The sequence below is a fragment of the Methanomassiliicoccales archaeon genome, from assembly GCA_026394395.1.
In the GTDB taxonomy this organism is placed as follows: domain Archaea; phylum Thermoplasmatota; class Thermoplasmata; order Methanomassiliicoccales; family UBA472; genus UBA472.
On sequence record JAPKYK010000001.1, the window covers coordinates 108,245 to 121,626 of the forward strand.

Genomic DNA, 13,382 nt, shown 5'->3' on the forward strand with positions numbered 1-13,382 from the left:
GTTCCCGATGTCCTCACGGACGTAGGTTCGAGGCCTTGCGGAGGATGCCGCGGACCGACTCAGACACCTGGCCCTCCTCCAATCCGCCGATGAACATATAGGCGAAGGTGAAGGCAAAATAGGGCGCGATGTAATGCCAGTCATAAGGCATTATGAGGATCAGCAGCACTAGGGCGAGGTCGCTGAAAGGACGGTAATGAAGGACGAATTCGGTCACCTTGCCGAAGTCCTTTCCGTGGGCGTAACCGTCGGCGATCTCGTCCACCGCTCCAGCCACCAGGAAGACCACGATGGGCAAGGGCGAGAGCTCAGCTCCCCAAATGATCGATCCGATGATGAAGGTCACCAGTCCGATGATGGTCCCGGACAGGAAGGCCACGTTATCGATCTTCTTGGTCAGTACCAGGCTTATGAGCATGGCCAGGAAGAAGGCGGTCGAGAAATCGCCGTCCACGATCATGCAGGCGCCCATCAGGACCCCGGAAGCGATGGCCAATATTTTGGCTATGGTTATGGACCCGATGCCCTCGTCATAGGCCTGGTCGATGTATTTTATGGCCCCGCCCAGGAAGGCATAGGAAGCGACCAAGAAAGCGAAATGGAGGACATTCAGCTCTCCCCCCGCTGCGATCATCTCGAACGTGTTGATACTCTCCTGATCATGAACCGATTGGGAAGGCATCAGCAATATTGGGTTAGATAAGCGTTTTGCCCCCGACGCCCCTCGATCTCGATGTTTTTCGGCAATTGACGATAAATATTATCGATAAAGCACTGCTGAAAAGGCATATTTCCCTCCGATTTCTAACATTGTCGATATTAGCTTCGTCCTCGAGATCCGGGCATTTCGAGTTAACAGCTTAAAAGTTAGATTTTGAACTATCTATATATTGATCATGATAATTGGGGCCTGGGACTCAAAAAGTACTTATATACTTCACGCGTATCTAAAATTCCGACCCCAGTAGGGACTGGAGGTGGTTTACCAATGGCAAAGAAGCCGGAGAAGAAGGCGGAGCCCAAGAAGAAGAAGTAAATTCTTCTTCTTTCTAAAGTGAACCCAACCTCGTCAGGGCAACTCGTCCTGACGGTCTTTCATTTTTATTCACCTGTTATAATCGTTTAAATATCGGCCTTTAATAAAATGCCTTGTGAAATGGCGCTCCCACCTGTCCATCGGCAAGGCCATAGCCGACAAAATTCATATTTCGGAGGGGGAGAGAAGAGCATTCCTGGACGGCATCGTCGAACCCGATCGTCATAAGGAACGGGCAGGTCATGGAGGCGGTTCCCGTCGCCTCAGCCATCACCGAGCGTCCGAACGGCTCATAATGCTCCATGTCTGGATGGCCAGACGGTCTTTCCTGAGGAAGGATTCCTACGAAGGCTACCGGCACCTGGGCATGGCTCTGCATTACATACAAGACCGGTCCGTCTCCAAAGGGTTATTAGGGATGACCCATGCAGCGCGCGAAGAGCGGTTGACGGAGCAGCCGGTCCCGATGGCAGCGATAGAAGACGGTCTGAAAAGGTACGTGGCCTCGCCGGATTTCATCCGTCGGTCCGTCTCCCTCACACGACCGAAGAAGGACGTATCCAAGATAATGCTCCAGGCCTCTTTCCGTTCAGCGGCCGTTACCGCTGCGGTTCTGGATGCCAGTAAAGTTTCAGGGGCCAAGAAGGAACATCGGCTTCTGCGCCGGAAGCACTCTCTCATATACCTGCCGATGGCCATAGGGTCCCTGGCGATAGGCGCCTCCGTTTCCTGGGTCTGGACCTCACCATTCCCGATACTGGCATCCCTCCCGTTCGTGGCCTTGGCCATATACCTGGACCAACCCTATCGCCGTTCGGCTCGCTTGGCCGAATGGAACGGAATAGGTAGACATTAAGTCCAGGCAAAGGAACCAATGGGGCGAGAAGGATGTTTGATGTGGGCCGGTTCGTGGACCGTTACACTTAAACTAGATATCGATGGCCTGGCCTTTGACCGGCAGCACCGTCCTCACCGGGCATAGGGAGGCGAAATTCTCGGGGTCCGCGCAATGCACTGGTATGACCACCTCGGGCGAGATCTGCTCCACCACGCGCCAGAGGTGCGGCAGCGACAAGTGCCCCGAGGAATGAAAGCCCTTCTCGAACTCCAACTCCCCGTCCTTCATCGCCAATCCCCGGCATCGGAAGCCGAACAGGTCTATCCAATTCATCAGCTTCTGCAGGTTGTCCACCTGTTTGAGGTCGTAGGCCTCGCTGTTGGAGTAAATGTAGGTCCCGCCCTTCCATTCCAGGTCCAGGAGCTTGGTCATGTCCCAGAAGGAGAAGCACAGCATGTACTCGTCCGGGCTCTTGGCTATGTCGTCGGGGTCGGCCACCTGCCAGCCCTTCTCCCGCAGCCCGTCCACCACGCCCAGGTCAGTCTCGCTGAGCGAGCGGTACACGTAAAGGTCGTCCTTGCGCACGTTGCCGTCGACCTTGGATATGCTCTCGAGGAAGGCCACGTCCTTGGAGGTGACCACCATCCTCTTGCCCGTGCTCCTGGCGATGGAGATGAACGTGTCCAGCCGCTCGAAGTTGTTGGCCGAGAAGTCGGCGATGGTCAATCCCTTCCCCTCCTCCACCGCCGCCCGGCAGCTCTCCCGCACCATCGATTCGGTGATCTCGGCGTCCTCCGCGGAGCGTCCTATGCGCGTGCCCTCGATCACCAGCGCTTTAGGGGAGAGCTCTCTGGCGGCGTCCGCGAAATGCGCGGTCATCTCGCCCCGCGAGCCGTGCATCCGGAGGTCCCCGGAATAGACCAGCCAATCGCTCTTCCCCCGGCGCACGGCGAAGGCAGTGGCGCCGTAGACCGAATGGTCGACCGGGAAGGCCCGGTATTCGATGCCGTTGATCGTTCCGTCGCCGCAGACCACCTCGGAGGCCGTGCCCTTCCTCCACTGTGGGTCGTCCTCGATGACCTCGCCGGTGAGGACCCACTTGCGCCCCTGCACCTCCTTGTCCTTGGTCCGAGGGGTGACCAGGACCCTCGATTCCCCCTCCATTTCTTCCCGCAGCACGTGGTCGAAGAGCTCGGTGGAGGCGTTGGCCTTCCCCAGCTCGCTGTAAGCCCTCAATATGGCGTAGGTCATGGGGCTGGCCACGATGGGGATGTCCCGGCGGAGGAAACCGACGTTCCCATAGTGATCGAAATGCGCGTGCGATAGGAAGAGTGCGTCCACCCTGACCGGGGTCATATCCGAGGGCGTCAGGTCGCCAGGGTAGAGGTCAGGTCGATAGCAGTCCAGGGCCGGGAGCATGCCCAGGCGTAGGTAATCCCGCAGCCCCCGGGCCGCCCGCGGCCTGATGAACTCGGCGCAGTACTTCTTGCCCACGTCGAACGGTTCGCCGAAATCGAAGAACAACCCGCGGTCGCCCAGGTCCACATGGACCTTGTTGCCGCCGATGACTCCAGCCCCGCCGTATACCGTGACCTTCATGTTCACATCTCACAATGCCTGGAAGGGATTTATCACTATGGCATGCATACTCACCAAGGTTCTACGGTCTCCGAAAACGACTGAAAGCGTAGCGGTCCGCCCAGTATCCAGATTGACCGATGCGAGACTCATTGGGAACTTGCGAAGGGAGCACACCATCCTCCCTATCCTCGATAACTCGTGGTCTGGCGGGTTCCTCATATTCTTTTTCACGGTACTGGTCTGGCAGATCATGTATCCTTAGCCAATACTCTCCAGCCAAGAGGAGCAAGAGAATGACAAGGACCAAACCTAACAGTGAGAGATAATAAAAGTAGCTCCAAGCCAGTAATGCGATCATGAATACTATGACTACGATGATCGCCTTACGCTTTCTAGACATCGATTAAGAAGGGACCATGGACATATTTGGATTATTTCTCGGCAAGCCCTTCCAAACGAATATATGATGCGAGTAAGTTAGACGTTCCATGGCAGCCAAGACCTTCGCTCAGAAGGTGCTATCCCGGGCCAGCGGAAAAGAGGCCTACCCAGGTGACATAGTCTCGGCCAAGATCGACCTGACCATGTCCCACGAGAACGCCGCCCTGGTCCTGAGGTCCTTCAAGGAGATGGGGGCCAAGCAGGTCTGGGACCCGGAAAAGGTCGTCCTGCTTTTCGACCACCGCATCCCGGCCAACACCACCAAGACCGCCGAGGGCCACCGATCCGTTCGTCAGTTCGTACGGCAGGAAGGCCTGCCCAACTTCTATGACCTGAGGGAAGGCATCTGCCATCAGGTGCTGCCGGAGAAGGGGCACGCCCTGCCTGGAAGGCTCATCGTCGGTACAGATTCCCACACCACCACCTACGGCGCTTTCGGCGCTTTCTCCACTGGGATAGGAGCCACGGAGATGGCCGCGGTATGGGCCACCGGTGAGCTGTGGATGAAGGTTCCGCACACGTTCAGGTTCCACCTCAACGGAAAGCTGGAAGGGCCGGTCTCGGCCAAGGATGTCATACTTCACCTCATCGGCAAGATGGGCGCGGACGGCTGCGATTACCGCTGCGCGGAGTTCACCGGTCCGGTGGTCGACGACATGTCCATGTCCGGCCGCATGACCATGTGCAACATGAGCATGGAGATGGGGGCCAAGGCAGGCGTGACCTTCCCGGACGCCAAGACCAAGGACTATCTCAAGGGCAGGACGGAAGTGCCCTGGCAGCCCGTGCTGACCGACGAGGGAGCGGAGGTGGAGAAGAACATCGACCTGGACCTGACCGGGCTTTCGCCGCAGGTAGCCTACCCGCATTCCGTGGACAATGTGAAGGCGGTGGAGGAGATGGCTGGCATCCCTGTCGACCAGGCCGTGATCGGCTCCTGCACCAACGGCCGGGCCGAGGACCTGCTGGCAGCCGAGAAGGTCCTGCACGGTCGCAAGATACCTGACACCGTCCGGCTGATAGTGGTCCCGGCGTCCCGCGAGGTGTACCTGTGGGCGGCGGACAGCGGGATACTGTCATCGTTGGTCAGGTCCGGGGCCATAGTCACCAATCCCGGCTGCGGGCCGTGCCTGGGCGCGCACCAGGGCCTGCTGGCCGCCGGGGAGAGATGCATCGCCACCACTAACCGCAACTTCAAGGGGAGGATGGGCTCCCCGGACTCCGAGGTCTACTTGGCCTCGCCAGCCACCGTAGCCGCTTCGGCTCTAAAAGGGGTCATAGCCGACCCCCGGGAGGCCTGAAGATGAGGGGCAAGGTCTGGAGGTACGGAGACCATATCAACACCGACGTGATCATCCCCGGGCGATACCTGGACGACTACGACCCGAAGAACCTGGCCAAGCACGCCCTGGAGGACCTGGACGTCACATTCGCCAAAGGGGTCGCTTACGGCGACATCATCGTGGCCGGGAGGAACTTCGGCTGCGGTTCCAGCCGAGAGCAGGCACCGCTAGCGCTGAAATACGCTGGAGTAGGCGCGGTGGTGGCACCAAGCTTCGCCCGCATATTCTATCGCAACGCCATCAACGTCGGCCTTCCGGTGATAGAATGCGACGCCACCGACATGTTCAACAAGGGCGATGTGGCGCTGATCAATCTGGAAAAGGGGATAATCGTCAACGAGTCCAACGGCCGCAAGGGCAGGTTCGAGCCCTTGCCGGAGTTCTTGTTGGTAATTCTCAAGGAAGGAGGGCTGGTTCCCTACATCGCCAAGAGGCTGCGATAGGGCAAGGTATATAAGTGGGGAAGGATTGCGGAAAAGTGGCAGCGTCCCATTCACCATCTGAAACACATCAAAAAACGTGTCTGGCATGCCCTGAGCAGGTCGTGAAAAAATTTATAAGCCCCTCGATAATATGGGGACACTCCCCCTTATGGTGAACTCATGAAGTATACAAGATTTGAAAAGGCGCGAATCATCGGTGCCAGGGCACTCCAGATATCCCTGGGTGCGCCTGTTCTTCTGGAGATTCCCGAAGGAATGATCGATCCGTTCGCCATTTCTCAGCTTGAGTTCGACAGGGGCGTTATCCCGATTACCGTAAAACGCGATATATGAGGTTGTTTAAATGAGCGACGAGTCCAAGACCGAGCTTCTCGTACCAGAGGACGTTTATCTGACCTCTGGTGTTCACATTGGCACCCAGCAGAAGAGTGCTGACATGAAGGGTTTCATCTTCAAGGTCAGGACCGACGGCCTTTACGTCATGGACGTAAAGCAGACCGACGTCCGCATCCGCGCCGCGGCCAAGTTCCTGGCCCGCTTCAAGACCGACCGTATATTGATCGTCTCTGCCAGGCAGTACGGGCAGAAGCCGGTCAGGATCATGTCCAAGGCCATCGGGGCCATGTACTTCGAGGAGAGGCTCATACCCGGATCCCTGACCAACCCAGTGCTTAACCGCTTCATCGAGCCAGATGTCATCGTGGTCACCGACCCCGCCGCCGACCAGCAGGCGGTCGCCGAGGCCCTGAACATCGGAATTCCGATCGTGGCCCTGTGCGACGCCAATAACGAGACGAGGAACGTCGACCTGGTCATACCGACCAACAACAAGGGCCGCCGCTCCCTGGCCTGCGTCTACTGGTTGCTGACCCGCGAGATCCTGAAGGAGCAGGGGAAGCTGACCCGGAACGAGGATTTCAAGCTGAACATCGACGACTTCGAAGCCAGCCTGTAAACCCCAACCCTTTTCAACTCCCTTTCCCTTATTTTCATTCATGGTACGCCGTGCGGCCGTGGCCGGACAGTTCTACTCCTCGTCCCGAGAGGCCCTGCTAAAAGAAGTGGAGGGGTGTTTCCTCTCTCCCCTTGGCCCCGGGCACATGCCGCAGGTCGTAAAGAAAGGGGAGCGCCGCTTGGTGGGCGCGGTGGCGCCCCACGCCGGTCTGGTGTTCTCCGGGCCAGTGGCCGCGCACGTCTACGCGGAGATGGCCAAGGACGGGATACCAGAGACCGTGGTGATCATCGGTCCCAACCACACGGGTTATGGGCGGGCGGTCTCAGCTTGCAGTGAGGATTTCGAGACCCCGTTAGGAACCGTTAAAGTGGATCGTGAGATAGTGGCTAGGCTCCGCGGCGTAGTGGAAATTGATCGTACGGCGCACCTGTACGAGCATAGCCTGGAAGTGCAATTGCCTTTCCTACAATACCTGTCCTCAGTGGTCAAGATCGTCCCGATTGTCATGGGGCAACAAGACCTAGTCATAGTCAGGGAGACGGCCAAGATTCTAAAGGAAGCTTGCCAGGGTAAGGACATACTTTTCTTGGCCTCATCTGATTTCTCGCATTACGTCTCCGCCGAGACGGCCAAGGAGAACGACGGCAAGGTGCTCGATCGCATCCTGGACCTTGATGCGGAAGGTGTGATGGAGGTGGTGGAAGCGGGCGACATCAGCATGTGCGGTCCGGGTCCTGTGGCTACCATGATGTTAGCATCCGGTGGAAGCAAAGCACGCCTGCTCCATTACGGCAATTCCGGGGACGTCCGCCCCATGGACCAGGTAGTGGGATACGCGGCTGTTGTCGTTGAAAAGTGAAAGTCAGGGCGTCCTTGAAATTGTAAATATATACTGGAAGGCATATATGCATCAACCCCTCCCAGAGGGGCACATGATGGAGACGATTGGAATGGATGGAACCAAGACTTGTCCTTACTGTGGTAAGTTGGCCTCGGCCGACGCCCAGTTCTGCCAAGGCTGCGGCCGAAGCATCAGCTCGCCTCAGCAGGGAGGATATGAACAGCCTCCTCAGAACTATCAACAGCCTCCCCAGCAGAACTACCAAGCGCCCCCACCCTACGGTATGCCAGCCTATGGAGCACCTCCGGTAGGCTACGGCTACGGTGGCGGAGCCAAGGGTCAGATCGCCGGGGCGGTCCAGAACCGCAATATTACTGATATAATAATGAGCGGAATATGGGCACTATGGCCAATAGTTTCTGTAATTTTAGCGGTAATAATCGGAATTGTAATTATTATTGCCTTCTGGGCCACAATGGATTTGGCTGGATTAGTCATTGGAGCCGTTGTTGCATTAGTGATTGGCATATTTTTATTAGCACTATTAAATTATAAATTATTGAAAAGGATGGACGAGCATCGGAAGAGGGAAACGGCTCTGCGCATGGGCATAATATCCTATCTCAAGGAAAAGGGGGCCGAGGCTCAGAGAGCTCAGCTTATCTCTAACGAGATCTCCGCTCTGGAGAGCATAAATCAAGAGGCGATGTATAAGGAAAAGGAGAGGACCCCGGTCCTGTGGACCATCATTAGTTTGATACCTCTGCTAAATCTGATAGTAATGTACTTCCTTGGCGAATACCCGTTCGACCACGACAAGAGATGGCACGCCTTTACCCAATACACTCAAGCGGCCTGCCAGAAGTTGGGCATAAATGTAATGACACCGTCTTGGAGCACCCTTAAAGAAAGACCCAATTTAATATTACTAATCGTAATATTAGTACTGTCTGTAATCACAATAACCGCACCCGTGGCGTTGATTGTAATATTATATTGGTACTATATCATAATAAAGGACCTCAACGACCACTTCACCGCGCAGTGGCAGTTCGAGGACCAGCTGATGGCCCAGCTGCGTTAAAAAAGAAAAAAACCGTGGGGGTCTTTCCCCACTTTTAAATTTTTTTATATTTTTCTCATCCTACCTAGCACGGGCTCATACACGAACCCCTTGTCCAGGAGGGAATTGGCGATGTTGTCCAGCTCCTCGCGCTCGATGCCAGACTCCTTGGCCTTCTTGACCACTTCGTCCCAGGCCGCGCCGCGACCGGAATCCAGGCTTTCGATCATGGACAGAACCAGCGCCTCCTTGTCCACGTCATCCTCTTCCTCCGCCACCTCGATCTCCTCCGTTGAAGCGGAGTCGACTGGCATGTCCGGTCCGGTCTGATATTCAGGCAGCAGGAACTTGAGGGCGTCGGCCACCATGTTGCGGTAGTTGGTAAGGTCGTCCGGATTATAATGCTGCACGCTGAGCGCCGCTCCCTCGGCCAACGGGCGGCTGAAGCCAATCTGCATGAGCTTCTCGGCGTCCGGCTCTCCCAGCTTCATGGCCTCCATCATGGCCGATATGCGGTCCGAGGTGGCCTGACAGGTCTCCAGTACCCATCCGTCGCGGACAGGCGCCTCTACTTTGCCAATCCTCTCGGGGCGGATGGAGACGTACAGCTTCCCCTCCTCGGGGGAATAGGTGCGGAACTTGCCGACCACGGCCACGAAGCAGGGTGGTTGCAGCTTGGCCAAGGCCATGCTGGCCTCGGGCTGGTACTGCCCGGCGGTCAGATAGAACGTCCCGGTGGGGTCGGTGATCTTCGCGCGCCAAACAGGCTCGTTCTCGTTGCCCACGTTCTCGTTGTCGGTGAGCACGCCCACCACGAAGATGCGGTTGATCTTGGCCCCGAGCGGGGATATCAGGTAGGAGGGGGCCTTCTCCCCCTCGCCCTTAATCTCGTAGCTCGAGGAATTGAACTCGGCGGCAAAGACCCTCCAGGCCACTTCCCTGGATATCAATTGAATCCCTCCATCTCAGTAAGGAGCTTGGCGCCCTCTTCCCTCACGTCCTTCGAGTAGAGCTCCGCCTTCTTGGCTATCATCATCGGGCCGAAGTCATCGCTGCGCACCATACCCCGTACCTCCAGGGTCCGGGCGAACAGCTTCTCATCGGCCATCTCCTTTATCAGGTCCGGGTTCCGCTCCTCCAGGGTGAGCTTGACCGCCTCCTCCATGTTCAGCCCGAGAAGCTTCTCGGTCAGCTCCTTTCCAAAGACCACGTTAAGCGAGGACGTGCCGTCGTCCAGGATGGCCTTGATCCTGAGATCGTCGACACCCTTCACCTTACCGTGTATGCGGCAGGCGCTCTTCTGCAGCACCCGGCGGCAGTCGGGGCAGCGCATGATCAGTCCGCTGCCCTCGCGCACGTCCACCAGGGTCCCGTGGACCACCGCATCCATGGCCCCTCCGGACAGCTCGATGTCCTCTAGGGTCCTGACCTTGGGGGAGGCGGACGAAATGTCGCCCAGCGCTCCTTTCGCCAGCATCTGCACCTCGGCCCGGTCGCCCAGGTTAAGCTTGGGCACGCCCCTCCAGCTCTTGACGTAGGCGCCCACGATGCGCACTTCCGCCCCCTCGGTCAGCTTGGCCTCGCCCCAGACGGTGAACTCGGCGCTCCCGGTATCATCGGTGAGGATGCCGGTGATGATGGTCTTCTTCTCCCCGGAGGCGGTTATCTCCTTGCTCTCCAGTCCGGAGACCTTGCCGGAGATGACGACGAAGTTCATGCCCTCGGCCAGCTCGGAGACCTTGACCTCCCGGGAACCGCCGCTCCCAGACGGCATCCCGGCCACGTCGAGGACCTCCTCGGACATCTCCACCGCCGCCCGGTTGCCCAGGTTGAGCTGCGGAGCGCCCTTGTACTCCTTGGTGTAAGCGTTATGAATCAGGACGGTGGCCCCTTCCTGCATCTGGACAGCCTCCGTCTCCCATATGGTGTAGGGGATCCTGCCGGTCTCGTCGGCCACCAGCCCGTAGACGATGCTCTTGCTGACCCCACCCACCTCGATGGTCTTGGGGTTCACCGTCAGCACCTTCACCAGCAGGTCGACCGACTGCTCCGATCCGGTGAGGGCCGCCACGGTCTTCCGTCCCCCGCCGCCCGCCAGGGCGTTGGGGTCCCCTCCCATCTTCTTCACGAGGTTCCTCTTGGCCCAGTCCAGGGTGACCCGATAATGGTTCAAGTAGGTCTCCAGCTCTTTCAATATCTCGTCCTTGTCTGCCTTTTCCCCGAGCACCCTGGCAACTTCCTCTACGTGGGGTGCGAGCTCTTCTCTATCCATTTCAATGCCTCCTTTCCTTCAATTAAGGCGGCTCATCATATCCGTTTCGTTTAATAGCATTATTCACCGCAAATTGAAAATGAACGACGAATAACTAACATTGACTTTGAGCCAGAAAGAATTCGTTTGAAGTGAGCCGATTGAAAATGGCTCACTCGGTGAAGGTCTCGCCGCGCTCGTACTTCTCCTTCAGATGAGAGATTAGTATGTCCCGGTTGTTGCGCAGGTGAGACTCGTACCAGGCCATCACCACGTCAGCCAGCTTCTCGTGGAACCGATCAAGGTCAAGCTTGGACAAGGGAGAGTCGTAGACCACGAACTGGCCGAATATCCGCTTCCAACCGGCGTACTTGTAGTAATGCTCGCCTTCGCAATAATCGAAGACCATGCGCATGCAGGGAGTAGAGTCGACGGCGTAGTACATGACCTTCAGGGAATCGCCCATGCGCCCCTGGGTCTGGGTGCGGTCCACCAACTGGACCTTGGTCACCGCTTCGAAATCGTACTCGTTCTTGAACCGCCACTTGGTCGGGAACTCCTCAAATTGTGCGAACTCGCTGTAAGTGGGCTCCATGTTCAACTGCACGTTGATCCTGGAGAATCTGTTCAGAACGTTCCAGAAATCGTCGATGATGGTGCGGTTGATGGTGGTCTTTTGGAAGTTGATCTCTTCCTTGTCTTTGGAAATGGCTTCGGTGCGGGCCGAGAGCTCGGCGTCAAGCTTGGCGAACCAGTCCTCGTCCTTCGCCTTTCCAACCTTTTTATCTGGAACCATTGGACTCTCCCTTCGCATAATTGCCATACGAACATAAAAAGATATCTCATTCCAATAATAACCCAGCAATATTATCGAATACCAGCAAATCCAATAACCTTTTCTAATCACAGTCACTATCGAGGCCCAATGGGCTTGACAGACGGACTGATGTCCTTTTTAAACCAGGTGGAGGGTGACCCCCTTACCTACTCCGTGGTCTTCCTGTTATACGCCATAGCGGCGACAATATTCCTGCCCATACCGGTGGAGCTGATGCTCTTCCTGAGCCCGGCGACGCCCTTCTATACCAAAGCATTGCTTCTCGGCGCTGGCAAGGCCATAGGCAGCATATTGGTGTTCTACATCGGGGTGAACGTAGAAAAGCCGATCCTGCGCCTCTCCGAGAAATGGAAGTTCTTCCGCATGGTCGTCTCCACCTGCAAATGGTTCGTGGACAAGCTCGGTTACATCGGCCTATACCTGATAATGAGCGTGCCATTGATGGTGGACACCGTCCCGGTGTACCTGTTCTCGATATTCATGAAGGAGGACAGCAAGAGGGACGTACGCCTTTTCGCCCTGACCAATATGGCCGCCGGTGTTACAAGAGCGGCGATAGTCTATTTTGTCTTCATGGAGCTCGACATCAAGATTTTCTGAGAAGGTTCGAAAGGTTTATATTCGTCAGGAAAATTTTGAGGTAATGGTCCCGAAAGACAAAATTCTCAAGATCCTCGACGAGTTCGACAAGGACAAGCTCACCGTGGCCACTCTCTGTTCCCACTCCTCCCTTCAGATTTTTAATGGGGCTAAGAAGGAGGGCTTCAGGACCCTGGGGCTGACGGTGAAGGACAACTTCCGCTACTACGACGCCTTCCCCCTGGGCCGGCCGGACGAGTTCATGAAGCTGGACAGCTACTCCGACCTGCTGGACAACGTCGACGAGCTGTTGGCCCGCAACGTCATCGTGGTCCCCCACGGTTCCTTCGTGGAGTACATGGGCACCGACAAGTTCGAGAAGATGCCCGTCCCGACCTTCGGCAACCGCAACGTCCTCCGATGGGAGTCCAACCGGGACAAGATGAGGGAGTGGTTGGAGACCGCAGGCATCGCCATGCCCACGGTCATAGAGGACCCCAAGACCATCGACCGACCGGTGCTGGTGAAGTACAACGGGGCCAAGGGCGGCCGGGGCTTCTTCATCGCCAAGGACTACAACGAGTTCAAGATGGGCCTGGACACGGAGCAGGACTACACCATCCAGGAATACATCCTAGGCACCAGGTACTACCTGCACTACTTCTACTCGCCGATCAAGCAGGACGGCTTCCGCGTGGCCAACGGTTCCCTGGAGCTGATGTCCATGGACCGCCGCGATGAGAGCAACATCGACGAATTGTACAAGCTAGGGGCGTCCGAGGAGCTGAAGAAGCTCGGGCTGTTCCCCTCCTTCGTGGTCACCGGGAACGTCCCTGTGGTCATCCGCGAGAGCCTGCTGCCCAGGGTGTTCGATATGGGTGAGGAAGTGGTCAAACGGTCCTACGAGCTTTTCGGCGGGATGATCGGGCCGTTCTGCCTGGAAGGCATCGTGACGGACAAGCTAGAATTCAAAGTGTTCGAGATATCCTCGCGCATCGTCGCCGGCTCCAACCCGTTCATCTCCGGCTCTCCCTACTCCGACCTGACGGAGGAGAACATGAGCACCGGACGCCGCATCTCCCGGGAGATCAAGAACGCGGTCCGGACCAACAACCTGGACAAGGTCATCTCGTAAGATGACCAATATTTTTTATTAAAAAAGGAAAGGGGCGC

Annotated in this window: 14 protein-coding genes; 9 read left to right on the top strand and 5 right to left on the bottom strand. The window is 56.9% G+C overall.

All coding sequences use genetic code 11. The features are described 5' to 3' along the window. Positions 1-13: 13 nt before the first annotated feature. Positions 14-634 (bottom strand): hypothetical protein, encoded by a 621-nt coding sequence (locus NT131_00550; protein MCX6650138.1) that lies wholly within the window; start codon positions 632-634, stop codon positions 14-16. A 517-nt stretch (positions 635-1,151) separates the two neighbouring features. On the opposite strand from NT131_00550, the gene NT131_00555 reads away from it, so the two are divergent. Then, positions 1,152-1,892: a hypothetical protein gene (locus NT131_00555; GenBank protein MCX6650139.1), complete on the top strand. Its 741-nt coding sequence runs from the start codon at positions 1,152-1,154 to the stop codon at positions 1,890-1,892. Positions 1,893-1,964: 72 nt separating this feature from the next. Here NT131_00555 and NT131_00560 read toward each other — a convergent pair whose 3' ends face one another. Next, positions 1,965-3,473 (bottom strand): MBL fold metallo-hydrolase, encoded by a 1,509-nt coding sequence (locus NT131_00560; GenBank protein ID MCX6650140.1) that lies wholly within the window; start codon positions 3,471-3,473, stop codon positions 1,965-1,967. Positions 3,474-3,943: 470 nt separating this feature from the next. Between NT131_00560 and NT131_00565 the strand changes: the two genes are divergently transcribed. The 6 genes from NT131_00565 to NT131_00590 all read left to right on the top strand — a co-directional run bounded on the left by NT131_00565 (position 3,944) and on the right by NT131_00590 (position 8,562). After that, positions 3,944-5,197 carry a 3-isopropylmalate dehydratase large subunit gene (locus NT131_00565; protein MCX6650141.1) on the top strand — a complete coding sequence of 418 codons (1,254 nt, stop codon included), beginning with the start codon at positions 3,944-3,946 and terminating at the stop codon, positions 5,195-5,197. A gap of 2 nt (positions 5,198-5,199) precedes the next feature. Continuing rightward, a complete protein-coding gene (locus NT131_00570) occupies positions 5,200-5,682 on the top strand; it encodes a 3-isopropylmalate dehydratase small subunit (protein MCX6650142.1) in 483 nt (160 codons plus the stop codon). A gap of 159 nt (positions 5,683-5,841) precedes the next feature. Continuing rightward, positions 5,842-6,015 carry a DNA-directed RNA polymerase subunit K gene (locus NT131_00575; GenBank protein ID MCX6650143.1) on the top strand — a complete coding sequence of 58 codons (174 nt, stop codon included), beginning with the start codon at positions 5,842-5,844 and terminating at the stop codon, positions 6,013-6,015. A gap of 10 nt (positions 6,016-6,025) precedes the next feature. After that, on the top strand, positions 6,026-6,637 hold the full coding sequence (gene rpsB, locus NT131_00580; protein MCX6650144.1) for a 30S ribosomal protein S2: 612 nt from the start codon (positions 6,026-6,028) through the stop codon (positions 6,635-6,637). A gap of 40 nt (positions 6,638-6,677) precedes the next feature. Next, positions 6,678-7,496 carry an AmmeMemoRadiSam system protein B gene (gene amrB, locus NT131_00585; protein ID MCX6650145.1) on the top strand — a complete coding sequence of 273 codons (819 nt, stop codon included), beginning with the start codon at positions 6,678-6,680 and terminating at the stop codon, positions 7,494-7,496. Between the two features lie 91 nt (positions 7,497-7,587). Further along, a complete protein-coding gene (locus tag NT131_00590; GenBank protein ID MCX6650146.1) occupies positions 7,588-8,562 on the top strand; it encodes a zinc ribbon domain-containing protein in 975 nt (324 codons plus the stop codon). A 44-nt stretch (positions 8,563-8,606) separates the two neighbouring features. Here the strand turns inward: NT131_00590 and NT131_00595 are convergent, their stop codons facing one another. From NT131_00595 to NT131_00605, 3 genes are all read right to left on the bottom strand, one after another. Beyond that, the gene (locus tag NT131_00595; GenBank protein ID MCX6650147.1) at positions 8,607-9,491 is read right to left on the bottom strand and encodes a glycerol dehydrogenase; all 885 of its coding nucleotides are present in this window, start codon (positions 9,489-9,491) and stop codon (positions 8,607-8,609) included. Then, positions 9,488-10,813 carry a hypothetical protein gene (locus tag NT131_00600; GenBank protein MCX6650148.1) on the bottom strand — a complete coding sequence of 442 codons (1,326 nt, stop codon included), beginning with the start codon at positions 10,811-10,813 and terminating at the stop codon, positions 9,488-9,490. The genes NT131_00595 and NT131_00600 overlap by 4 nt, the downstream gene beginning before the upstream one ends. 151 nt (positions 10,814-10,964) lie before the next feature. Continuing rightward, positions 10,965-11,588, bottom strand: a complete 624-nt coding sequence (locus NT131_00605) for a hypothetical protein (protein MCX6650149.1) — start codon at positions 11,586-11,588, stop codon at positions 10,965-10,967. 129 nt (positions 11,589-11,717) lie between these two features. On the opposite strand from NT131_00605, the gene NT131_00610 reads away from it, so the two are divergent. Both NT131_00610 and NT131_00615 read left to right on the top strand, forming a co-directional pair. Next, positions 11,718-12,230 (top strand): hypothetical protein, encoded by a 513-nt coding sequence (locus NT131_00610; protein MCX6650150.1) that lies wholly within the window; start codon positions 11,718-11,720, stop codon positions 12,228-12,230. Positions 12,231-12,273: 43 nt separating this feature from the next. Beyond that, positions 12,274-13,344: a formate--phosphoribosylaminoimidazolecarboxamide ligase gene (locus NT131_00615; GenBank protein MCX6650151.1), complete on the top strand. Its 1,071-nt coding sequence runs from the start codon at positions 12,274-12,276 to the stop codon at positions 13,342-13,344. Positions 13,345-13,382 lie beyond the last annotated feature (38 nt).